We start from the raw sequence: 22,157 nt of genomic DNA on the forward strand, positions 1-22,157 counted from the left end.
ACACCGTTCGTCGTTCCCGTACCGGGGGAAGTCCGCCGGCCTGACGCCCTCGGCGTCGCCGGTGACCGGCTTCGCCCTGACGGCGTGACGGTAATGTGAAGGTCGTCCCGCCGCATCCCCGTTCCCTGGAGGTCCAAGCCCGATGGCCCAGTCGGTGGGTATCAAGGACGTCGCCCGCGCCGCCGGAGTGTCGGTGGGCACGGTGTCGAACGTCATCAACCGCCCGGACACCGTCGCCGGCGAGACCCGTGCGCGCGTGCTGTCCGCGATCGACCGGCTCGGCTACGTCCGCAGCGAGTCGGCGCGCCAGCTGCGGGCGGGCCGCAGCCGGATCATGGGGCTGCTCGTGCTCGACATGGGCAACCCGTTCTTCGTGGACGTGGCGCGCGGGGCCGAGCGCGCGGCCCGGGACGCCGGGCTCGGCGTGATGGTCTGCAACAGCGCGCAGGACGCCGCCGAGGAGGCCGAGTACCTGTCGCTCTTCGCCGAACAGCGGGTGCGGGGCGTCCTGCTCACCCCGGCCGACGCCACCGGCCGCAACATCGCCGCCTTCCGCCGGCACGGCATCCCGTTCGTGCTGGTCGACCGGGTCGCCGAGGGCACCACCGAGTGCTCGGTCTCGGTGGACGACATCGCGGGCGGCGCGCTGGCCGTCCGGCACCTGGTGGACGCCGGGCACCGCTCGATCGCCTACGTCAGCGGGCCGCCCGGGCTCAACCAGGTCCGCGACCGGCGCACCGGCGCGCTGAACGCCCTCGCCGAGGCCGGGCTCGGCCCCGAGGCGCTGCGCGAACTGCCCACCGAACGGCTCGACGTGGCCGCCGGCCGGGACGCGGGCGCCCGGCTGCTGGGCCTCGCCGACCGGCCCACCGCCGTGTTCTGCGCCAACGACCTGCTCGCCCTCGGCGTGCTCCAGGCCATGTACGCGGCGGGCGTGACCGTCCCGGACGACCTGGCGATCGTCGGCTACGACGACATCGAGTTCGCCGCCGCGGCCGCCGTACCCCTCACCTCGGTGCGGCAGCCCGCCGTCACGATGGGCGCCCTCGCCGCCGGACTGCTGCTGGAGGAGACCGAGCAGGGCGAAGGCGAGGGCAAGGGCAGACGGGCGCACGAGCACCGGCGGGTGGTGCTCCAGCCGGAGCTGGTGGTGCGCCGCTCCAGCCTCGCCGCACGCTGAGCCCCGCGGTGCACTTGCCGCGCCGGTGCACCCGCCGCGCCGGGGCGCGCGCCGACCGGAAGCGCCGACGGGAGGCGCCGATCGCGGACGTCGATCAGAGGCGCCGACGGGAGGCGTCGATCGCGGACGTCGACCGGAGGCGCCGACCAGAGGTGCTGACCGGAAGTTCAGTAACAATCCATGATCCCGGGGCTCGGCCCACACCGGCTCATGTGCTCAACTGGGAGACGTCCAGCCCGTCCGTCCCAGGAGACCCGTTGAGCCTCAGTTACCGCCAGCCCGGCGTCGTGCTCACCGACCGCCACTTCACCGTGCCCCTCGACCACGCCGATCCGGGCGGCGAGACCATCGAGCTGTACGCCCGCGAGGCGGTGGCGAGCGACAAGGCCGGGCGGGACCTGCCCTGGCTGGTGTACCTGCAAGGCGGCCCCGGCTTCGGGGCGAATCGTTTCGTCGGACGTCAGGCCTGGCTCGACCGGGCCTTGGACGAGTACCGCGTCCTGCTCCTCGACCAGCGCGGCACCGGACGCTCCACGCCCGCCACCCGGCAGACGCTCCCGCTGCGCGGCGGCCCCGCCGCCCAGGCCGACTACCTCACCCACTTCCGCGCCGACTCCATCGTCCGCGACTGCGAGGCCATCCGCCCCCAGCTCACCGGCGGTGCCCCGTGGACCGTGCTCGGCCAGAGCTTCGGCGGCTTCTGCACGGTGTCGTACCTCTCCCTCGCCCCCGAGGGCATCGCCACCGCGATCATCACCGGCGGCCTGCCCTCCCTGCACGCCCACGCCGACGACGTCTACCGGGCCGCCTACCCCCGCATCGAGCGCAAGGTCGCCGCGCACTACGCCCGCTACCCGCAGGACGTGGAGCGGGCCCGCCGGATCGCCGACCACCTCCTCACCCACGACGTGGTCCTGCCGAACGGCTACCGCCTCACCGTCGAGGCCTTCCAGTCCCTGGGCCAGATGCTCGGCACGAGCGACGGCAGCCACCGGCTGCACCACCTCCTGGAGGACGCCTTCGCGGTGACCCCGGCCGGCCTGGAGCTGTCCGACGCCTTCCAGGAACAGGCCCAGTCCCTGCTGTCGTACGCCTCCCACCCCCTCTACGCCCTCGTCCACGAGACGATCTACGGCCAGGACGCGCGCCCCACCGCCTGGTCGGCCGAGCGCGTCCGCGCCGAGTTCCCGCAGTTCGACGCGGCCAAGACACTCACCGGCGACGGTCCGGTCCTGTTCACCGGCGAGACCGTCCACCCCTGGATGTTCGACTCCGACCCGGCCCTGCGCCCCCTGCGCGAGACGGCCGGCCTGCTCGCCGCCCGCACCGACTGGCGCCCCCTCTACGACCCCGCACGGCTCGCCGCCAACGAGGTCCCGGCCGCCGCGGCCGTCTACCACGACGACATGTACGTCGACAGCGGCCACTCCCTGGAGACGGCCGGCGTGATCCGCGGCCTGCGCCCGTGGGTCACCAACGAGTACGAGCACGACGGCCTGCGCACGGGCGCACCCCGCGTCCTGGACCGGCTGCTGGCGCTGGTGCGTGACGAGGTATGAGGGCGGTAAGCGGATGTTCAGGTCGTAGCCAGAAGGATACCCAGCGTAATTGAAACGATATAAACTGGTGGCCTGTATCACAAATACGCCGGGAACGATATTGCGACAGTCTTTTTGATCAAGGGAAAGCGCAGGTGGGCGGGGTGACGCAGGCGGTCTGCCCGGCTTTGTTTCCCCGGCCCACATGGTGAGATGAGCGCGGTGTAAGTCGATCCATTGCTGTACATAGGAATCCACTAGGCGGCGCTGAGCCCTGGAGACCCAAAAGGCCGACGGCTCCCTGCGCCAACAGGAAGCCGCCGTATGGGATTTGACAGCGCTACCGAAAGGTGGTCGACCATCAACACCAACACCTTGCCACGCGGTGACGCGGACGCCACTGGCATAGACCAGTGCGCTGGTGCGTACGTAGTGTGCCACGGCCTCGCAGCCGGGAGCCACCGTGTGTAACACGTTCACCAGCCGACAGGTCGACTTCTGGCTCGACGATCTGAACCAGTTACAGCGTCGGGACGAGCGGATCCTGTTCGGTTGCGCGATCGCCACGTGGATTATCGCGGTCGCATGTTACTGCGGGGTTGCGTATTGCGGCATCACCGGGAAACCTGCGGCGACAGCTGCGTGTGTGTTCTTCGGAACCCTGATCGGAGGCTGGGGCCTCGTCCTGTTCAAAAAGGCCAAAAGGCTCCGCCACCACCGCCGTGTCCGCAACCGGCAGGTCGAGCAGCTGCGCCGGCAGCCCCCGGCCGTGACCTGAGCCGACTCGACTCGCGGAGCGAAGCCGCTCATGCCGGAAGACCCCGGCCATGAGCGGCTTCGCTCCGCTGTGAGGGGAACGCCGCGGCGTCGCCACACGTCACGGCACACCTGGTGGCACAGGCGCGAGGACGTGTGCCGCCAGGTCAGTACGCTGGACCCCATGCCGGATCAGATAGCCGACCCCTCCGACCTGCGCGCCGACTGCGCCCGGTGCTTCGGGCTGTGCTGTGTCGCCCTTCCCTTCGCCCGCTCCGCCGACTTCGCGCTGGACAAGCCCGCGGGCAAGCCGTGCCCGAACCTCCAGGGCGACCACCGCTGCGGCATCCACGCCGGCCTGCGTCGCAAGGGCTTCACCGGCTGCACGGTCTACGACTGCTTCGGCGCCGGCCAGAAGGTCTCGCAGGTCACCTTCGGCGGGCAGGACTGGCGTACGGGGTCCGAGGAGCACGCGCGCCGGATGTTCGACGTCTTCCCGGTCGTACGGCAACTGCACGAACTGCTGTGGTACCTGACCGAGGCGCTGGCCCTGCCCGCCGCCCGGCCCGTCCACCCCGACCTGCGCCGGGCGCTGGAGAAGACCGAGGGGCTGACCCGGCGGACTCCCGGGGAGCTGGCCGCGCTGGACGTGGCCGCGCACCGGCAGGAGGTCAACGTGCTCCTGCTGCGCACCAGCGAGCTGGTCCGGGCCGGCGCCGGCTCCGGCAAGGGCAAGGGCAAGGGCCGGGGCAAGGACCGCAGGGGCGCGGACCTCATGGGCGCCCGCCTCAGGGGCGCCGATCTGCGCGGGGCGAGCCTGCGCGGCGCCTATCTCATCGCCGCCGACCTCACCGGTGCCGACCTGCGCGGCGCGGATCTGATCGGGGCCGACCTGCGCGATGCCGACCTGACCGACGCGGACCTCACCGGCGCCTTCTTCCTCACCCAGCCGCAGCTCAACGCCGCGCGGGGCAGCGCGGGAACGCGTCTGCCGGCTTCAGTCGGTCGCCCCGCGCACTGGACAGCGGCTCGCTGACCGGGGCTCCGCCGGTTCGGCCGGGTGGTGCCGCCGGTCGTCCGCGGCCGCTGCCCGGTCCGGTCGCGCCCACGCGTCGCCGGCCTCCTCGCGAGCCGGCCGCCGCTCCAGGCGCAGCCGTAGCCCTTCGGGCATCAGGGTCAGCCGTTCGGCCACGCTGAGCCGGTAGCCCGGGTCGGCCGACAACTCGTAGCGGCGCAGCAGCAGGCCGAGGACGAGGGTCGCCTCGTGGAGGGCGAACTGGCGGCCGATGCAGGCCCGTGCGCCGGTGCCGAACGGCTTGAAGGTGTGCGGTGGCCGGGCGCGGACGGCCGCCGGGGTGAAGCGGTCGGGGTCGAACCGTTCGGCGTCCTCGCCCCACACCTCCGGTTCGCGGTGCAGCATCGGCGTCAGCACCAGGGCCCACGCGCCCCGGCGCATCGGATGGTCCCCGGCGAGGACGGTGTCCCGCCGGGCCTCGCGGGCGAAGGCCGGCGCGGTCGGCCACAGTCGCAGCGACTCGTCCAGTACCCGGCGGACGTAGCGCAGCTTGGCGACCTGGTCGTAGCCGGGCCGCGGGGTGTCGCCCCAGACCTGGTCGACCTCGGCGCGGGCCCGGGCGGCGACGGCGGGGTGCAGGGCGAGGTAGTGGAGGGCGAAGGAGAGCGCGCCGGAGGTGGTCTCGTGGCCCGCCACCAGGAACGTGATCACCTGCTTGCGGACGTTCTCCGGTGACAGCTTCTCCCCGGTCTCCGGGTGCGCCGTCGCCAGCATGCGGTCCAGCAGGTCACCCTCGCCGCCACCGCCGGACCGGCGCCGGGCGGCGACCAGGCCGTCCACCGTGCGGTTGAGGTGGGCCATGTCGGCCGCGTTGCGCCGGGCGGCGGCGCGCAGCAGCAGCGGGGCCAGCGGCCCCGGCACGCTGTTCAGCCGTTGCGCGTAGGTCAGCGTGCCGACCATCGCCGTGACGAAGGGGTGCGGCCGGTCCCGCTCGAAGGAGCCGAAGTCGTGCCCGAAACCGGTCCGGGCGATCGTCTCCAGGGTCAGCCGGGTCATGTCACCCGGCACGTTCACCGTGCGCCCGGCCGCCAGGTGGCGGTCCCAGTGATCGGTGAGCCGTTCGGCGACCGACAGCATCATCCCGTGGTAGCCCTCCATGGCCTCCCGGCTGAACCCGGGCGCCAGGACGTCGTGCGCGAGCTGCCAGTTGGGCTCGTGGTTGTAGGCGGTGAACAGGCCGTCGCCGGCCACGGGCCGCAGATTGGCGACGCCCAGGCCGACGTGCTTGGCGAACCGGGACTCGTCGGCGAGGTCGGCGACCAGCCGCGCCCCCCACACGAACACGAACTCCTTGCCGAACGCCCGGCGCCGGAAGATCGGCCCCAGCTCGCGCGCGTAGCGCATCGAGTCCTGCAACGGCCGGTGCCGGTCGGCGCCGAGCACATCGCCGAGCAGCGGCAGCCGGTGCGGCGGACGGGGGATGCGGCGCAGCTCCGGCCAGCCCTGCTCGGCGCTGCGGAAACCCCTGGGCAGCCCGGTCTCCATGGTCTCCGTCGTCGCCGCCATGACGCGATCTCCCTTGATCCAGCGGATGGTTGAGCAGTGACGCGCGTGTGTTGTACGTGAGTTCAATAACGTGTTCCAGTGTGGTGCGCCTGTTGAACCGACGTCAAGTAAAGTGACGCCATGCCCGCGAACCAGGGGGAGCGCGCCCGGCGCAGACTCAGCACCGGCGAACGCCGTGAGCAACTGCTGTCGGTCGGCGCGAAGCTGTTCTCGGAGAGCCCCTACGACGACGTGTGGATCGAGCAGGTCGCCGAGATCGCCGGGGTCTCGCGGGGGCTGCTCTACCACTACTTCCCGACCAAGCGGGACTTCTTCGCCGCCGTCGTGGAGCGGGAGAGCGCGCGCATGCTGCGCATGACGGCGGCCGAGCCCGGGGTGCCGGTGCGCGAGCAGCTCACGGCCGGTCTCGACACCTACCTCGGCTACGTCCAGGCGCACGCCCACGGCTTCCGGGCCTTCCACCGCGCCGACGCGGCCGGCGACCAGGCCGTGCGCCGGGTCTACCAGCGGGCGCTGGCCGCCCAGGAGAAGCAGATCCTGGCCGCGCTCGCCGCCGATCCGGAGTTCGGGTCCGCCGTCGAAGCCGCCCCGCAGGTGCGCCTCGCGGTACGCGGCTGGCTCGCCTTCACCACCGCCGTCTGTCTCGAATGGCTGCGTGGAGAAGGCGAGTTGAGCCGCGAAGAGGTGCGCGACCTGTGCGCCCGCGCTCTGCTGGGCGTTCTCGCCTGAAGGGGTGGCGCCGGCGGCGGGGCCGTCCCGTCACCCGAGGACGCGCAGGACGGTGCGTTCGTTGACCGTCCCGCCGGGCACGTACCAGCCCGCCTTCTTGCGGACCGCCGGGCTCGCGTCCAGGCCGTGGGCCGCCCACAAGGCGGCGACGGCGCGGGCGTCGGTGGAGGCGAACGTACCGACGAGTTCGCACGTGCGGGTCGGGGTCGCGGGCCAGGTGCCGCGGGGCGGGCGGGAGGACCCGATCCGCGCCGGGTGCGGGGGTGTCGCCGCCGTCCGAGGCCCGCCCACGCCCGTCCTGCTCGTTCGGGCGCGTACCGCGCGCGCGTTGCGGCCCGGGTGCCCAGGCTTGACCCCGGGATCAGTCTTCGCGTGAAGGTGGTGGACATGCCGACGTACGTCGCCCTGCTGAGCTGGACCGATCAGGGGGTCCGGAACTACAAGGACACCGCGAAGCGCGCCGAGAGCTTCGGCTCTGCGGTGCAGAAGCTCGGGGCGAAGCTCCTGAGCATCTACTGGACCGTCGGTCCGTACGACCTCGTGGCCATCGTCGAGGCGGCTGACGAGGAGACCGCCACCGCGGCACTCCTCCAGCTCGGTGGGGTGGGCAACGTCCGTTCCACGACCCTGCGGGCCTTCGGCCGGGAGGAGATGGAACGCATCATCGCCAAGGCGGCCGGCTGACGCGCACCCCGTGGTGCGGGCGGTGGCGTCCGCCGAGGAGAGGGCCCCCGGCGGACGGCGAGTTCACGGGGCGCTCCGCACGAGGCCCGCGAGGCGGGGCCGGGGTCACCCGGTCGCCCGCACCGGCCTCTAACGAGGTTCGTGGGCCGCCTGCCGGCAGGCACCGGTCGCGGCACCGCCCGCCACTCCGGCCCCGGTCAGTCCGGTCACACAACCCTGCGTGTCTCCGACCACGCCACGGCCGCAGGCCGCCGTGACGGCGTCGGAAGCGGTGGCACCGGCCAGTTCGGCCATCCGCGTGCAGGCGGGGATGTCCGCCCGGGCCGTGGGAGCGGCGAGGACCGCACCGCCGAGGGTGAGGGCCAGGCCGGTGAGGGCACCGGCGATACGGGTCGACGTACGCATGGGACGCACCTGCCTTCCGGTTCGTCACGCGGCCCCGGTCCCGTCGGGCCGGACCGCGCGATACGGCCGCCTGGCGACGCCCGGTGAGTGTCCTTCACCCGGGAGCCCCTCACTCCAGCGTCGCATCGTCCGTCCCGCCCGTCCTGGGCACCCGGGTGCGGCCGGGCGCTCCCGGGTGGGACGGCGTGGTTGGCGTGCGCCTCGATCTCCGATAGGTTAGGCAAGGCTTACCTAAAGGAGGCCCCGGATGGGTGACACGCAGGACTGGACGGCCGCCCCCGGCGCGGCGGAACGGGCACGCTCGGTGCCGGCCGCCGCCTGGTCGTGCGCGGTGACCGCGGACGGCGTCCGCGAGGAGTACGTCGGCGCGCACACCGTGACCGAGGACGGCGCGGTACGGCTGGCGGTGCCCGACGACAGCGCCCTGTTCGGCGCGGTGCTGTGCGCCCCGCGCCAAGAACCCTCCGCCCTGCTGGAGTTCGCCGACGTGGCACCCGTCCCGGTGCGCGACCGCATCCGCGCCCGGCTCTTCCTGTCCGGCTGGTTCGCCCCGTTCGAGGGCACCCTCCTCTTCCGGCCCACCCGCGTGGTGCTGCGCCGGTCCGCCGGGGCCGTGGTGGTCGACCCGGACGAGTTCCGCGCCGCCCGGCCCGACCCCCTGGCCGCGGCCGAGGCCCGGTTGCTCACCCACCTCGCCGACGCCCACCCGGACGCCGTCGAGCGGCTCACCCGCCTGGTGCGGCCCGAGAGCCTGCTCGCCGCGACCCGGGTGGCGCCGCTCGCCGTCGACCGGCACGGGCTCACCCTGCGCATCGAACGCGTCCGCACCCACGACGACGTACGACTGCCCTTCCACACACCCGCCGACGACGTCCCCCAGCTCACCGAGCGCGTGCACGCCCTGCTCGCCCAGGCGAGCGCCGCCGCCCGCCCCCGGGCGCTACAGCGGCAGCGCGCAGACGGCGACGGGTGACGCGAACGGCTCACCGGTCAGGCGCAGTCCGCCGTCGTCGGCGTCGACGCGGAAGACGGTGACCGTGCCCGAGCGCTGGTTCGCCGCGAACAGCAGCCGGCCGTCGGGCGAGAACGCGATCTGGCGGGGGAAGTCCCCGCCCACCGGCACCGTGCCGAGCAGCCGCAGCCGGGCTCCTCCGTCCTCGACGGCGTAGCGCGCGAGGCTGTTGTGGCCCCGGTTGGCGAGGAACGCGTACCGGCCGTTCGCCGTCACCAGGACCTGCGCCGGATAGTTGGTGCCGCCGCCGGAGCCCGTCGACTGCGGCTCGCCGATCGTCAGGCGCCCGGTTCCCGGCTCGTACCCGCACACCACCACGGTGTCGTCCACCTCGTTGGCCAGGTAGGCGTGCCGGCCGCCCGGGTGGAAGGTCAGGTGGCGCGGCCCCGCGCCGGGCCGGGTGCGCGCCCGCGCCACCTCCGTGAGCGTGCCCTTCACCCGGTCCAGGCGGTAGGTGTAGACCGTGTCGGTGCCGAGGTCCACGGCGAGGACGTGCCCACCGTCCGGACTCGTGAGGAACTGGTGGGCGTGCGGCCCCTGTTGGCCGGGGCCGGGCGGCGGGGAGCTGTGCGTGACCAGGGCGGTGCGCTCACCCAGCGCGCCGGAGGCGCCGATCGGGTGGACGGCGACACTGCCCGAACCGTAGTTCGCGCTGAGCAGCCAGCGCCCGGAGGGATGCACCGACAGATGGCACGGACCGGCGCCGCCGGTGCTCCGGGTGCCGAGGACGCGCCGGTCCGCGAGGCGGACGGCCGTCACCCCGCCGTCCTCGCGCTCGTCCACCGCGTAGAGCGTGCGGCCGTCCGGGTGCACGGCGAGATACGACGGGTCGGGGACCCCGGTGAGTGTGCCCGACCCGGTGATCCGGCCCGACCGCGGGTCGTACGACGCCAGGCCGATGCCGGTGCCGCCGCCCTCGACGGAGGTGTAGGTGCCCACGTACAGCGGGCGCGGCCCGGACGGCTTCCGGGGCGGCGGGGCGGCCTCCGGCTCGTCCTGCCCGGCCGGCGTGTCCACCGGCGGGGCCGCAGGGGACGGCACCATCACGACCGCCGCCGTACCGGCCACGGCGCCGACGAACCGCCGTCGGGTCCAGCCCCCCTGCTCCCGCTCCGGGTCCCGGTCCCGCCGGGGGAGGCGGGACCCGCCTGTCGCCGTCTGTTCCTCCGTGCCCATGCCACTGCCCCAGGTCGTCGGTCGTCCCGCTCGTGACAGCCACCTTGGCCCGCGCACCTCGCCGGGGGCAAGCCGGGCAGCAGCCGTCACGCGGCACACGACGCCGGCGCCCCCTACCAGTCCCCGTCCGCCACCGGCTTGCCCGGCGCGTCCTTCAGGGGTGTCACCTGGCCGGCGGACGGTGCCTGCCACGGCTCCAGGTCGTCCCCGAGCCACTCGCCGACCGGTTCGACCGCCTCCAGGGTGCCCGTGGGGGCGAGGTCCCCGGCGTCCGCGTCGTAGTAGTCGTACCAGGGCAGGCCCGCCCGGGTGTACGCCGCCCGGTCCACCGGTGACGGCGGCGGTTCCTCGCCGGTGATCCGGCGCCACTGCGGGGGCGTGACCAGGTGCACGAACACCCGCCCGGCGGGCTGCTCGGACCAGTCGCCCAGCGGCCGGTCGTCCTGGTACACCTCCTGCCGCGTCGAGCCGCCGACGCCGAGCCCCATGGCGGCGGCACGCCGCGGGGGAGCGGCGGCCGGGGCGGACGGGCCGCCGAAGGCCATGGCGGGCGCGGGCGGCGGTGATCCGGGGGGCCCGCCCGGGGCCGGGGCCGACAGTGGCAGGGCCGCGCCGTAGCCGCCGCGCGCGCCCGCCAGGCGCCGCTGCCGCTCCCGCTCCCGGCGCCGCCACCCGTCGAGGGCGTCCTCCTTCAGCGGGAACGACTGGAGCTGGACGCCGCCCCACACCTCCTCGCCGGTGACCTGCCCCTCCACGGTCGCGCCCAGCCCCAGCGGTACGGCCACGAACTGGCGGACCGTGCCCTTGCCGGAGTTGATGCCGTCCAGCCAGGGCTGGCGGGGCAGCACCACGTAGTTCTGCGGACGCCGGGACAGCCGGTCGCTCCAGGGCTCGCCGGAGACCGCGCACACCTTGCCCACACCGACCTGGAGCGCGGCCGGCTCCGGCGCCGCGAAGCTCAGCCACATCGCCTCGCGCAGGTACACCGGCAGCATGACGCCGCCGCGCGCCCCCATCCACTCGGGCACCCGGCCGACGTGGTCGGCGACCCGCCGGACCGGGAACTCGCCCAGCCCCGGCGGCAGCGGATGCGTACCGCTCTCGGGCAGGCGCAGCGTGCGGACGAACCGCACCGCCACCCCGCCGGGCAACCGCAGCGTGTTGCCGTCGATCCGCACTCCGTCAGCGGTCATCCGTGCGCTCCGTCTCTTCCGGTGCCGTCAGCGGGCATCCGGACGCCCCGTCTCCTGCGACGCCGTCCACCCCTGCGCTCGGCCGCGGCGCCGGACCGCCCCCGCGGCCTCCTCACCGATAACGCCCACCGAACCCCGCGCGGTTCCGCCACAGCTCCTCCTGGACCCCGAGGCGGTCGCGCAGCCAGGCGATCCGCGGCAGCTTGGCCCGCTGTCCGCGTGAGACCCGGTCCAGCTCCTCCAGCAGGCGGCGGGTGCGGTGCTCGGTGTTCAGCTCGTCGATGATCCTGGTCGTCTCGGTCAGGACGGCCCCGAGCAGCTGCCAGTGCGCCCAGTCCTTGCGGATCTCCTCCTGGAGCAGCTCGGCCAGCCGGTCCCGGGTGCCTGCCGCCGTGTGCAGCTCGGCCGACAGCCGTGCCTCCGCCGACTCGGCGTTCTCGCTCAGATGGGTCGTCACCAGCACCGCGAAGCTGACCACGGCGTCGGCGATCTCCGACAGCAGCTGCTCCACGGTCGCCCCCACCCGGGGCGGGAACAGTTCCCGCGACCCGCGGGCCTTCGCCAGGTCCGTGAACGAGCGGGCCAGCACCCGCAGCACCACCGTGCAGATCTCCAGGGTGTCCAGGCCCGTGCGCAGCACCACCCGGTGCAGCAGTCCCTCCTTCACGCGTGGATTGAGCCGCAGGCTGTCCTCCGCCTGCCGCAGCGCCGCGTCCACCTGCACGATGTCGTGATCCAGCCGGCGCGCCTCGTGCAGCCGCTCGGCCGCCCGCTCCCAGGGGATCCGGGCCCCGGCCTCCTCGCCCATCCGCAGCATCAGCTGGCGCACCCGGCGGGCCAGGTCCTCGATGGACCGGCCGGCCGCGTCCACCCACACCGGGGGTGGCAGCAGCAGGTTGCAGGCGGTGCCCACGACCGCGCCGATCAGCGTCTCGACGATCCGCGCCCAGGCGGTGAACCCGACCGTGGTGACCCCGAGCACCAGCATGGCGCTGATCGCCACCTCGGCCACGTATTCGTCGACGCGGACCAGGTGACCCACGGCCAGCGCGGCGACGATCAGCAGGGCGAGGCTCCACCAGGTCAGACCCACCAGCACGCTGAAGGCGATGGCGACCAGGACGCCGGCGACCACCGAGTTCACCCGGCGGATGCCGTTGGTGAGCGTGGCGTAGAAGGTCACCTGGACGACCAGCAGCGCGGTCAGCGGCGCGGTGAGCGGGGCCGGCTCGGGGCTCAGCCGGAGCGCGATGACGTAGGCGATGGTCGCGGCCGTGGCCGACCGCAGTGTCTGGACGACCACCGGCTCCCGGCGGCGTTTCGCCAGTCGCAGTAGTTCGTTGGTCAACTTTCGTTCGCGCATCCCTTGGCCTGTTCCCGTTCATGGGGTGCGTCGAACGTAGCCGTTTGCGGACTGATTGCGCCTGATTCGCGCCAGGGTGCCTACGCGTACAGCTTGTCGACGAAGGCGGACAGATTGCCCGTCATGCGCGCGATCTGCTCCTCCAGCGTCAGGCTCTCCTCGAACCGGGCGCCGGACTCGGGGACCTTCCTGCCGCGCACGTACAGCGAACAGGCCAGGTCGGTGCACATGTACAGCCCGACCGAGTTGCCGTCCCGGCCGGCCGCCCCCGCCTTCCGCGCGGTCATCAGCGACACCCCGCCGCCGGGATGCGTGGTCAGGCACAGCGAACACATGCTCCGGTGCAGGAAGCCGCGCTGTGAGGGCGGGAAACGCAGGGCCACGCCGACGAGGCGGCCCTCCCGCTCCATGACCAGATAGCTGCGGTCGGGAGCGCCTGGATCGCGCCAGCCGAGGAAGTCCAGCTGGTCCCAGGGGCGGTCACCGAGATCGCGCGGGACGGCCAGGCGCTTGGCCTCGCCCTTGGAGCAGTTGATAAACGAGTTGCGGACGTCCTGCTCGGTGAGCGATCTCATGAGGGTCCTTCCGATGTTCCGGTCGCAACCTAGGAGCTCTAGGCTGACGGCTATCCTATTTAGCTGTACAGGGGTGATCCAATGGATTTCCGGCTAAGGCCGCCCGGGCTGCCCCGGAGCGCCCGGCGAGCGCTGGAGCACGTCACCGGCACCGCGTCCGGCCCGCCGCTCGACCCGGACCTGCGGATCACGCTCAACTTCCACCCCGACCGGACCTCGGGCGGGCTGCCGATCCTGGAGTCGCTGGCCCGGGACGGCGCGTACCACTCGCAGTTCGTCACCGGGACCAGCAACGGCGGGCTCACGGCCCACCCGGGCGGCGACCGGACGCGCTGGGAGAGCCGGATCTTCGGCGGCGCCTACGACGACGCCGACCCGGCCGAGCGCCCGGTGTACGGCGCGCTCGACTTCCGGCGCCAGGTGGTCGGCGCGGCCCCCCGCTTCGGCTCCTCGCACCTCAGGCTCCGCGGGGCGGTCCTGGCCCGGGCCACCTTCTGCTACCCGGACAGCTCGACCGGGCCCGGCGACTTCGGCGTGGCCGGCGCCATGCCGCTGATCGCCCTCGCCGAGGCGGACCGGCAGGACGCCCTCAACGACTACGTCGAGGCACATGTGCACGGGGGCGTGCTGCTCGGACGGGACGTGGAGGCGCTGGTACTGGACGCGAGCTACCGGGGCACACCGGTGGAGACGGCCTCCCGGCGCCTGCCCTTCCCGCTCGCCTGGCACCCCGGCTACCGCCTCACCGTCACCGGGCTGCGCCGGCACGCCGACTACCGCGGCCCCCAGTACGCCGACCTCGGCGCGCGCATCGCAGAGCGCGGCCTCGTCACCCCCCGCGTCATCGGGGACGCGGCCCGCAGTGGCCGGTACGACCTCCAGGCCCTCAAGATGGTCTGGCACACCCTGGCCCGCTTCGGCGCCCCGCAGGGCGCGGGAACGGCGAGGACACCCCCGCCGGAGCGCATCCGCTGAGGTTCTCGGGAGGCCCGGCGCCGAGGGCGGGGAGGGGCGCCGCCGCTGGGGTTCGCGGCCGGGGCGGGGTGCCGCCGCCGGGGCTTCGGCGGGTGCGGGTCCCCGCCGGGCCGACTGCCGGGCGCCGGCGCCCGGACGGCTCCCGGCGTCCGCCCGGCCTTCCGTACCCTGGACACCCTGTACCGGGAGCGGACCCCCGGCGCCGACGAGGCCGCGGCCGGACGGTGCCCCGGCACGCTGGTGGCGGACGGGCGTTGCGTGGAGGACGTGTACGCGGCGGGCTGAGCCGCCGGGGGAGGGGGAGCGGGGTGCGGGACACCGGGGAGCGGGCCCGGCGGATCCCTGCCGTGGCGGGCCCGCCGCCCGCCCGGCCGGGCGGGGTGCGCCCGCTCGCCGGCGGCCCCCGCAGGGGTGACCCGGTCGCCGGCTTCCTCTCCCTCGCCCCGCTGGACGACGTCGGGAAGGACCATGGCCTCCTCGCCGGCCACCGGGACGCCGGAGGCCGCGTCGGCTTCGGCCGGTCGGGGCGGCTGTGGCTCGCGCTCTCCCGCGCCTGCCGCCGCCTGATCACGCTGGTCGAGACGGTCCCCCGGGCGGCCGGCGTGCGACGACGGCGGTGGACCGGCGACACCGTCGGGCCGGAAATGGTCGCGGCACTGGACGAGATCAAACGTCTCCGCCTTAGCTCATAGCGTGAACTAAGGGTTGGGGAAATGTCGCGCCCCGGCTGTCCGAAGGGGTATGTTGCAGGTCGGGCAGGGTTCGTGAAGGGAGCCACATGGCGGCGCGCAACGGGCGCACGGTACGCGACCTGAGACGAGGCAACCGGACGGCGGTGCTCCAGAGGCTGTACTTCGACGGCCCGCTCAGCCGGTTCGAGCTGGGCCCGGCCACCGGACTCAGCTCCGGCTCGGTCAGCAACGTGGTCGCGGACCTGATCGCCGACGGCCTGGTCGAGGAGGCCGGCAGCGTCGACTCCGACGGCGGCCGGCCGCGCACGCTGCTGCGCGTCGCCCCGCACAGCGGCCAGATGATCGGCGTGGACGTCGGCGAGACCCGGGTCCGGGTGGAGCTGTTCGACCTGGCCCTCACGGAACTGGCCCGCGTCGAGCGCCCGTTGACCCCCCAGGGCTACGACGTCGACGTCATCACCGGTCACATCCGCGACGGCGTCGCCGAGGTCCTCACCGCCGAACAGGCCGTGCCCGACCGGCTGCTCGGTGTCGGTGTCGGCGTCCCCGGAATCGTGGAGCACACCCCGGACCGGGGCGCCGTCGTGCACGGGCAGACCATCGGCTGGGACGCCGTCCCGCTGGAGCAACTGCTCCGCTCGGCCTCCCGGCTTCCCGACGGGGTGCCGTACTTCATCGACAACGGGGCCAAGACGCTCGGCCAGGCCGAGATGTGGTTCGGCGCGGGACGCGGCGCCCGCAACGCCGTCGTCGTGCTCTTCGGCTCCGGCGTCGGCGCCTGCCTGGTCACCCCCGAGGTCGAACACGGCCGGGCCGTGGAGTGGGGCCACCTGACGGTACGGGTGCGCGGGCGCCGCTGCCGCTGCGGTGCGCCCGGCTGCCTGGAGGCCTACGCGGGCGCCGAGTCGCTGCTCGCCCGCTGGCGCGAGGAGGGCGGGCGGCCGCCCGAGGACACCGACGAGGAGACCGCGCTCACCGCGATGCTCGCCGCCGCGTACCCGTCCGAGGGCGGTACCGCCGACCCGGTCGCGCTGGCCGTCCTGGAGGAGACCGCCGAGTACCTCGGCGCCGGCCTGTCCGACCTGATCAACCTCTTCCAGCCCGAGCGGATCCTCATCGGCGGCTGGGCCGGGCTCCAGCTCGGCACGCGGTTCCTGCCCGCCGTACGGCGGCACGCGGCCACGTACGCGCTGCGGCACCCGGCCGACAAGGTGACGATCGACCTCGGCCGGCTCGGACCGGACGCGGTCACCGTCGGCGCCGCGATCCTGCCGCTCGCCGACTTCTTCGCCAGCGGCGGCCGCCGCCCCGAACCGGCCGCCGAGGACCGCCTGCCCGCCTGGCGAACCGCCCTCCAGGAACGCGCCCCGCACTGAGAGGCGGCCCGGGGGCGCTCCGGGCCGGGCCGCCTGTCCGCCGGGTGAGGTCAGGCGCTCCGCGCGACCCGCGTCGTGGGCGGAGGAGCCGTGCCCGGTCCGAGCCGGGCCCCGGCCGCTGCGGACCCCGGGCCGGCCGGAAGCGCCGCCCTGAGCATCAGGCGCCCCGCCCCGCGATCAGTCCGACGGCTCGTCCGGAACCGGGTGCTCCGACTGTGCCGTGGCGGGCCGGGCCGCGCCGCGGGGCCCGGTGCCGGCCTCGTCCGTGTCCGGTGCGACGTCCCGGTCCGGCTCCTCGCCGGCCGCGCGCCTCGTGGACACGTCCCAGGGATCCTCGTCGGGCCGGGCCTGCTGGTCGGGCATGTCCCGGGGCACCGGCCGCTGCTCCGCCCCGGACCCGGGTTTCCGCACCGTCATGGTCTTCTCCGCTCCTCGTCGGCTCGTTCGGTGCCTGTGCGCTCAGCCGGCCTTGCGCCCGCGCATCGGCTCGGTCTCCGCCCCGCCGCCCTTGCGCAGTCCGTCCAGGAACTCCTGGATCACCTCGGTCGCCGTGTACCGGGGCTCCCAGCCCAGCTCGGCGCGCGCCCGCGCGCAGTCCATCAGCGGCAGCCGCAGCACGGCGTCGAAGAGGTGCGGCGAGGCGGGCAGCAGGTGCAGCCCCCAGGCGGCGGCGATGGCCGTGCGGGCCGCCGTACGCGGCAGCCGTACCGCCCGGGAGCCGAGCAGCTCGGCGAGGACACCGGCGTCCAGCGCGGGGTCGGCGGCCAGGTTGAAGGCGCCCCGGGCGTTGTCCGAGCGCACCGCGAGCCGGTAGGCCTCGGCGGCGTCGTCCGTGTGCAGCGCCTGGACCCGCAGACCGGGGACGTCCGGCAGGAACGGCAGCAGGTCAGGCCGCGCCAGCGGACCGGGCAGGAACCGCCCGCCGAAGATCCGCCGCTGCTCGCTCGCCGACTCCCATTTGAACAGGAACGCCGGGCGCATCCGGACCACCCGCACCTCGGGGTGGTCGCGCTCGAACACGTCGAGCGTGCGCTCCAGGTAGGCCTTCTCCCGGCAGTACGCGGCGTCCGGCCAGCCGTGCGTCGGCCAGGACTCGTCCACCGGGCGGTCCTTCGGTCCCGGCGAGTACGCCCCGACGGACGAGGCGTGCACCAGCACCGGTACCCGGGCCGCGGCGACCGCCTCGAACACCCGGATGCTGCCGAGCACGTTGGTCCGCCAGGTCGTGGCCGGATCGTGCGTCGGCTGGAAGGCCCAGGCCAGATGGATCACGGCGTCGGCACCCTCGAACCGCTCGGCGAGGTTCGCCTGGTCCCCGGCGACGTCGACGGCGGACCACTCGGTCTTCGGCGGCGACCACGCGGGCGTCCGCCGGGCCAGCCCGCGCACGGACTTGATGTCCGGGTCCTCGGAGAGCAGGCGCACCACGCTCGTCCCGACATTGCCGGTGGCGCCGGTCACGACGACCCTGCTGCCCACTGAGCTGCTCACCCTCGGCTCCTCTCGTCGGCGCGGCGGAGGCTGCGACGAGCGGCCGGGTACCCGGCCGCCGCCCGCGCACACGCGGCCCGGGCGGCATGAGGAAGCCCCGGCCGTGACGGGGGAATCACGACCGGGGCGGTCGGTGGTGGGGGCGGATGGCGGTCGCCTCTCGGCGAGACGCTCCACAGGGCTTCAGCCGAACGATCGTCCCTGTGGGCAAAAGGTGAGGCCCGGGGACACTGTCCCATCCGCACCCACGGCTAGTTCAACGGGCAACCACACTCGGGTGTTCCAGCCCCCCACGTGACGTGCGTCACCAGGGGAACGGCTCACGCCAGCGCGCTCCCGGCCAGCCGCGCCAGCAGGTCCGCGGGGTCCGCGTACACCGCCTCCGCCCCCGCCTCCTCCAGGTCGGCCCGGGGAATGCCGCCGCACAGCACGCCCACACAGCGCACCCCGGCCTTGCTGCCCGCCCGCATGTCCCACACGGTGTCCCCTACGAACACCGCCCGCGAGGCGGGCACCCCGGCCAGCTCCAGCGCGTGCTGCACCGGCTCCGGGGCGGGTTTGCCCTCCCGCACGTCGTCCGCGCTCGCCGTGGCCGTGATGGCGTCGTCCGCGCCGATCGCCCGGCGCAGCGCACCCAGCTCGGCACCGCTCGCCGACGTGGCGAGGACCACCGTCCAGCCGTCCCCGTGCAGCCGCCGCAGCAGCTCGCCGGCCCCCGGCAGGGCGGGGAGCCGGTCGAAGTACTGGCCGTACAGCGCCGTGTGCGCGGCGCTCAGTTCCGCGTCCTGGTCCCGGTCCCGGTCGTCACCGAGCAGATGGGCGACGAGGTCGCTCGAACCGAGGCCGACGGCCCGGTGCACGGCGTGCATGGGCACCTCGTGGCCCGCCTGCCGGAACGCCTCCCACCAGGTCACGACGTGCAGGTGATTGGTGTCGACGAGGGTTCCGTCGACGTCGAACACGGCGGCACGGTCCATTCCAGGTCCTCTCCGTCAGCCCCGGGGCCTTCCCGCCGGCCCCAGGTCCTCGCTGTCAGCTCCGGGAGCGGGTACCACGCCGGGAACCCGCCACGCGTGCCGGCAGCCGTCCCTCGCGCGTCCAGCCCAGCAGCTCGTCGGCCGACCAGGTGGTCACCACGCGCTCGGGCGGCACCCCGCACTCCTCGGCCCGGGCGCAGCCGAGGATCTGCCAGTCCAGCTGCCCGGGTGCGTGCGCGTCGGTGTCCACCGCGAACAGCACCCCCGCCTCGACCGCCCGGCGCAGCAGCCGCCGGGGCGGGTCCAGTCGTTCCGGGCGGCTGTTGATCTCCACGGCGGTCCCCGACTCGGCGCACGCGGCGAACACCTCGTCCGCGTCGAACTGCGACTCGGGCCGCCCCCGGCCCGTGACCAGACGGCCGGTGCAGTGCCCGAGGACGTCGGCGTGCGGATCGCGCACGGCGGCGACCATCCGCCGGGTCATGGACCGGGCGTCCATCCGCAGCTTGGAGTGGACCGACACCACGACCACGTCCAGCCGCTCCAGCAGTTCCGGTTCCTGGTCCAGCGAGCCGTCGTCCAGGATGTCGCACTCGATGCCGGTCAGCAGCCGAAACGGCGCCCAGCGAGCGTTCAGTTCCGCGACCACCGCCAACTGCTCGCGCAGCCGCTCGGGCGACAGCCCACGGGCCACGGTCAGCCGCGGCGAGTGGTCGGTGAGCACGGTCCACTCGTGCCCCAGCCCGGCCGCCGCCCGCCCCATCTCCTCGATCGGGCTGCCGCCGTCGGACCAGTCCGAGTGCGTGTGGCAGTCCCCGCGGATCAGCGCCCGCAGACCGGCCCCCGGCCCCTCGGCGCCGGCCGCCTTCCCGGCCTCCTCCTCCAGCCTGCGCAGGTACCCGGGCACCTCACCGTCCAGCGCCTCCCGCACCACCTGGGCGGTCTTCGGCCCGACCCCCTTCAGCGACTCCAGCGTCCCGGCGGCCGCCCGCTCGGCCACCTCGCCCCCGGGCAGCGCGGCCAGCGTCCGGGCGGCGGTGCGGAAGGCCCGCACCCGGTAGGCGGGGGCGAGCGCCCGCTCCAGGAGGAACGCGATCCGGTCGAGGGCGGCGACGGGGTCCATGAGATCCAAGGGTGCACCAGGCGCCCCGCAGCGGCGCGGGGAACCGCGCGTCCGGCCGCGGCCCGTCCGCGGCCCCTTCCGTGCCCGCGGTGGCGGTTCCGTTTGTGCCCACCGCCGCCGGGTACTGCGTGACCCGTCCACGTGACCCACCGTGAGGAGGTTCGTCATGTCCGTACCGGATGCGCAGCGCACGGCCGTGGTGACCGGCGCAGACAGCGGCATCGGCCGGGCCACCGCCGTACGGCTGGCCGAGGCCGGCCTGGACGTCGGCATCACCTGGCACACGGACGAGAAGGGCGCCGAGCGGACGGCACAGGAGGTCCGCGCGCACGGCCGCCGCGCCGCCGTGAGCCGGCTGGACCTGACCCGGCTGCCCGAGGCCGCCGACGCCGTGGACGAGCTGTGCGAGGAGCTGGGCCGGATCGACGTGCTCGTCAACAACGCCGGTACCGGCACGATGACCCCCTACCTCGACCTGACGCTCACGGACGTGCGCCAGGTCCTGGACGTCGACCTGGTCGGCCCCTTCCTGCTCGGGCAGCGGGCCGCGCGGCGGATGATCCGGCAGGGCGACGGTGGCCGGATCGTGAACGTCACCTCCGTGCACGAGCACCAGCCCCGGGTGGGCGCGGCCCCGTACTGCGCGGCCAAGGGCGGGCTCGGCCTGCTCACCCAGGTCATGGCCCTGGAGCTGGCCGAGTACGGCATCACCGTGAACGCGGTCGCGCCGGGGGAGATCGCCACCCCGATGACCGGCCAGGAGGACACCGACGTGCGCACCGAGCGCCGTCCCGGCGTGCCGCTCGGCCGGCCCGGCGACGCCCGCGAGGTCGCCGCCGTGATCGCCTTCCTCACGAGCCCGGACGCCTCCTACGTCACCGGCGCCTCGTGGAGCGTCGACGGCGGCATGCTGCGCATGGGCCCGCAGGCCGGTTCCCACCTGACCAGCGACGACTGGCGGCGGCCCTGAGGAGGCGGGGACGACGCGAGGAGAGCGGGGGGAGAACGCGGTGAGGCTGCGTACCAGTTCGTCCGACGGCCCCGGGTACCGGCGCGTCCGCTGCGGCCGGGGCTTCCGCTATCTCGACAGCGCAGGCGAGCCCCTGACCGACTCCGGGCAACTCGCCCGCATCCGGGCCCTGACCATCCCCCCGGCCTGGCGCGACGTGTGGATATGCCCGTGGCCCAACGGCCACCTCCAGGCCGTCGGCACCGACGACGCCGGGCGCCGCCAGTACCTGTACCACGAGCGGTTCCGGGCCGAGCAGGACAAGGCCAAGCACGAGCACGTGCGGCAGGTGGCGCGGGCCCTGCCCGAGCTGCGCGCCAGGGTGGAGCGGGACCTGGCCGGGCGCGGGCTGAGCCGGGCCCGGGTCACCGCCTGCGCGGTCCGCCTGCTCGACCTCGGCTTCTTCCGCATCGGCAGCGACCGGCACACCCGCACCAGCGAGACCTACGGCCTGACGACCATGCTCCGCGAGCACGTCAGCTGCGCACGCGGCGAGATCACCTTCGGCTACCCGGCCAAGGGCGGTACCGAGATGCTCCGCGCCCTGGTCGACGACCAGGTGCACGCGGTCGCCCGGTCCCTGCTGCGCCGCCCGCGCGGCGGCGACCGCTTCCTCGTCTACTGGGACCGCGGCGCCTGGCACGACCTGCACGGCGACGACCTCAACGAGGCCCTGCGCCGGCTGTCCGGCACCGACGTCACCGCCAAGGACTTCCGCACCTGGCACGCCACCGTGCTGGCCGCCGTGGCGGTCTCCGTGACCGCGCGGGGCGCCCGGGCGACCGAGGCCGCCCGGCGCCGGCAGATCGCCCGGGCGGTGCGCGAGGTCAGCCACTACCTGGGCAACACGCCCGCGGTGTGCCGGGCGTCGTACATCGACCCGAAGGTCTTCGAGCTGTTCGAGCAGGGCGTGACCGTCGCCCCCGCGCTCACCCGGCTGGGCGAACACGGGGAGTTCGGGCGTCCGGCCACGCAGGGGGCCGTCGAGGCGGCCGTGCTCGGTCTTCTGGACGGCTCCGCCGGATGACCCGTCGGAGCGGGTTGCGTTCTACCCTCGATTGCATGACCGAACAAGCAGCCCCCTACATCTCCCGCCCGCGGATCCTCGTCCTCGGTGTGTGCCCGGGCCGGCACGGCGAACCGCCTTTCCGGATCATGGAGATCGACGGTGAGGTGGTCGGTGAGGCCAGGACCATCACGGACGTGCTGGAGACGGCCGCCGCCTACGGCATCCCCATCCACGACCTGGACGACCCGGACGCGGTCCGCTGGGTGGGCGGCGACAAGTACACCTGGACGCTGCACTGACCTGCCCGAGGGGC

The 22,157-nt window shown here is 74.3% G+C and carries 24 protein-coding genes; 13 read left to right on the forward strand and 11 right to left on the reverse strand.

The genetic code is table 11. The features are described 5' to 3' along the window. The first annotated feature begins 142 nt into the window (after nucleotides 1–142). From LG395_RS19025 to LG395_RS19040, 4 genes are all read left to right on the forward strand, one after another. Nucleotides 143–1,180: a LacI family DNA-binding transcriptional regulator gene (locus LG395_RS19025; protein WP_225810582.1), complete on the forward strand. Its 1,038-nt coding sequence runs from the start codon at nucleotides 143–145 to the stop codon at nucleotides 1,178–1,180. Between the two features lie 257 nt (nucleotides 1,181–1,437). After that, complete coding sequence (locus LG395_RS19030; RefSeq protein ID WP_225810583.1) at nucleotides 1,438–2,739, forward strand: alpha/beta fold hydrolase; 1,302 nt, start codon at nucleotides 1,438–1,440, stop codon at nucleotides 2,737–2,739. A gap of 442 nt (nucleotides 2,740–3,181) precedes the next feature. Beyond that, nucleotides 3,182–3,496 (forward strand): hypothetical protein, encoded by a 315-nt coding sequence (locus LG395_RS19035; protein WP_171150522.1) that lies wholly within the window; start codon nucleotides 3,182–3,184, stop codon nucleotides 3,494–3,496. A gap of 162 nt (nucleotides 3,497–3,658) precedes the next feature. Further along, a complete protein-coding gene (locus tag LG395_RS19040) occupies nucleotides 3,659–4,510 on the forward strand; it encodes a pentapeptide repeat-containing protein (protein WP_225810584.1) in 852 nt (283 codons plus the stop codon). On the opposite strand, the gene LG395_RS19045 is transcribed toward LG395_RS19040, so the two are convergent. Next, nucleotides 4,472–6,055 (reverse strand): cytochrome P450, encoded by a 1,584-nt coding sequence (locus LG395_RS19045; protein WP_225810585.1) that lies wholly within the window; start codon nucleotides 6,053–6,055, stop codon nucleotides 4,472–4,474. The two genes, LG395_RS19040 and LG395_RS19045, sit on opposite strands and share 39 nt — an antisense overlap. A 120-nt stretch (nucleotides 6,056–6,175) precedes the next feature. Between LG395_RS19045 and LG395_RS19050 the strand changes: the two genes are divergently transcribed. Continuing rightward, on the forward strand, nucleotides 6,176–6,784 hold the full coding sequence (locus tag LG395_RS19050) for a TetR/AcrR family transcriptional regulator (RefSeq protein ID WP_171150519.1): 609 nt from the start codon (nucleotides 6,176–6,178) through the stop codon (nucleotides 6,782–6,784). 30 nt (nucleotides 6,785–6,814) lie between these two features. On the opposite strand, the gene LG395_RS19055 is transcribed toward LG395_RS19050, so the two are convergent. After that, nucleotides 6,815–7,075, reverse strand: a complete 261-nt coding sequence (locus LG395_RS19055) for a hypothetical protein (protein ID WP_225810586.1) — start codon at nucleotides 7,073–7,075, stop codon at nucleotides 6,815–6,817. Nucleotides 7,076–7,171: 96 nt separating this feature from the next. On the opposite strand from LG395_RS19055, the gene LG395_RS19060 reads away from it, so the two are divergent. Further along, the gene (locus tag LG395_RS19060; protein WP_225810587.1) at nucleotides 7,172–7,468 is read left to right on the forward strand and encodes a GYD domain-containing protein; all 297 of its coding nucleotides are present in this window, start codon (nucleotides 7,172–7,174) and stop codon (nucleotides 7,466–7,468) included. 129 nt (nucleotides 7,469–7,597) lie between these two features. On the opposite strand, the gene LG395_RS19065 is transcribed toward LG395_RS19060, so the two are convergent. Next, nucleotides 7,598–7,873: a hypothetical protein gene (locus tag LG395_RS19065; RefSeq protein ID WP_225810588.1), complete on the reverse strand. Its 276-nt coding sequence runs from the start codon at nucleotides 7,871–7,873 to the stop codon at nucleotides 7,598–7,600. 247 nt (nucleotides 7,874–8,120) lie between these two features. On the opposite strand from LG395_RS19065, the gene LG395_RS19070 reads away from it, so the two are divergent. Continuing rightward, entirely contained in the window at nucleotides 8,121–8,846 is a 726-nt protein-coding gene (locus LG395_RS19070; RefSeq protein WP_225810589.1) for a DUF2470 domain-containing protein, read from the forward strand. Here LG395_RS19070 and LG395_RS19075 read toward each other — a convergent pair. The 4 genes from LG395_RS19075 to LG395_RS19090 all read right to left on the reverse strand — a co-directional run bounded on the left by LG395_RS19075 (nucleotide 8,814) and on the right by LG395_RS19090 (nucleotide 13,192). Continuing rightward, on the reverse strand, nucleotides 8,814–9,929 hold the full coding sequence (locus tag LG395_RS19075) for a lactonase family protein (RefSeq protein ID WP_225810651.1): 1,116 nt from the start codon (nucleotides 9,927–9,929) through the stop codon (nucleotides 8,814–8,816). The two genes, LG395_RS19070 and LG395_RS19075, sit on opposite strands and share 33 nt — an antisense overlap. 245 nt (nucleotides 9,930–10,174) lie before the next feature. Then, nucleotides 10,175–11,254, reverse strand: a complete 1,080-nt coding sequence (locus LG395_RS19080; protein WP_225810590.1) for a hypothetical protein — start codon at nucleotides 11,252–11,254, stop codon at nucleotides 10,175–10,177. A gap of 112 nt (nucleotides 11,255–11,366) precedes the next feature. After that, nucleotides 11,367–12,617, reverse strand: a complete 1,251-nt coding sequence (locus LG395_RS19085) for an FUSC family protein (protein WP_225810591.1) — start codon at nucleotides 12,615–12,617, stop codon at nucleotides 11,367–11,369. An 80-nt stretch (nucleotides 12,618–12,697) separates the two neighbouring features. Next, a complete protein-coding gene (locus LG395_RS19090; protein WP_225810592.1) occupies nucleotides 12,698–13,192 on the reverse strand; it encodes an FBP domain-containing protein in 495 nt (164 codons plus the stop codon). Between the two features lie 81 nt (nucleotides 13,193–13,273). Between LG395_RS19090 and LG395_RS19095 the strand changes: the two genes are divergently transcribed. The 3 genes from LG395_RS19095 (at nucleotide 13,274) to LG395_RS19105 (ending at nucleotide 16,235) form a co-directional block, all read left to right on the forward strand. Then, nucleotides 13,274–14,167 (forward strand): DUF3626 domain-containing protein, encoded by an 894-nt coding sequence (locus LG395_RS19095; protein ID WP_225810593.1) that lies wholly within the window; start codon nucleotides 13,274–13,276, stop codon nucleotides 14,165–14,167. A 308-nt stretch (nucleotides 14,168–14,475) separates the two neighbouring features. Next, entirely contained in the window at nucleotides 14,476–14,859 is a 384-nt protein-coding gene (locus LG395_RS19100) for a hypothetical protein (RefSeq protein WP_225810594.1), read from the forward strand. An 86-nt stretch (nucleotides 14,860–14,945) separates the two neighbouring features. Beyond that, nucleotides 14,946–16,235, forward strand: coding sequence for an ROK family transcriptional regulator (locus LG395_RS19105; RefSeq protein ID WP_171150511.1), 1,290 nt, complete (start codon nucleotides 14,946–14,948; stop codon nucleotides 16,233–16,235). Nucleotides 16,236–16,412: 177 nt separating this feature from the next. Here the strand turns inward: LG395_RS19105 and LG395_RS19110 are convergent, their stop codons facing one another. The 4 genes from LG395_RS19110 to LG395_RS19125 form a co-directional block, all read right to left on the reverse strand. After that, a complete protein-coding gene (locus LG395_RS19110) occupies nucleotides 16,413–16,652 on the reverse strand; it encodes a hypothetical protein (protein WP_225810595.1) in 240 nt (79 codons plus the stop codon). Between the two features lie 42 nt (nucleotides 16,653–16,694). Next, nucleotides 16,695–17,726 (reverse strand): SDR family oxidoreductase, encoded by a 1,032-nt coding sequence (locus tag LG395_RS19115; RefSeq protein WP_225810596.1) that lies wholly within the window; start codon nucleotides 17,724–17,726, stop codon nucleotides 16,695–16,697. A gap of 320 nt (nucleotides 17,727–18,046) precedes the next feature. Beyond that, nucleotides 18,047–18,703, reverse strand: a complete 657-nt coding sequence (locus LG395_RS19120; RefSeq protein ID WP_171150509.1) for an HAD family hydrolase — start codon at nucleotides 18,701–18,703, stop codon at nucleotides 18,047–18,049. Between the two features lie 55 nt (nucleotides 18,704–18,758). Continuing rightward, nucleotides 18,759–19,826, reverse strand: coding sequence for a PHP domain-containing protein (locus LG395_RS19125; protein WP_225810597.1), 1,068 nt, complete (start codon nucleotides 19,824–19,826; stop codon nucleotides 18,759–18,761). Nucleotides 19,827–19,992: 166 nt separating this feature from the next. Between LG395_RS19125 and LG395_RS19130 the strand changes: the two genes are divergently transcribed. The 3 genes from LG395_RS19130 to LG395_RS19140 are packed head-to-tail and all read left to right on the forward strand — an operon-like array spanning nucleotide 19,993 to nucleotide 22,143. Next, nucleotides 19,993–20,796 (forward strand): SDR family oxidoreductase, encoded by an 804-nt coding sequence (locus LG395_RS19130; RefSeq protein ID WP_225810598.1) that lies wholly within the window; start codon nucleotides 19,993–19,995, stop codon nucleotides 20,794–20,796. A gap of 40 nt (nucleotides 20,797–20,836) precedes the next feature. Beyond that, nucleotides 20,837–21,862 (forward strand): DNA topoisomerase IB, encoded by a 1,026-nt coding sequence (locus LG395_RS19135; protein WP_225810599.1) that lies wholly within the window; start codon nucleotides 20,837–20,839, stop codon nucleotides 21,860–21,862. A gap of 35 nt (nucleotides 21,863–21,897) precedes the next feature. After that, nucleotides 21,898–22,143: a hypothetical protein gene (locus LG395_RS19140; protein WP_171150505.1), complete on the forward strand. Its 246-nt coding sequence runs from the start codon at nucleotides 21,898–21,900 to the stop codon at nucleotides 22,141–22,143. Nucleotides 22,144–22,157: the final 14 nt, after the last annotated feature.

The organism is Streptomyces spinosus (genome assembly GCF_020400655.1).
Lineage (GTDB): Bacteria > Actinomycetota > Actinomycetes > Streptomycetales > Streptomycetaceae > Streptomyces > Streptomyces argyrophylli.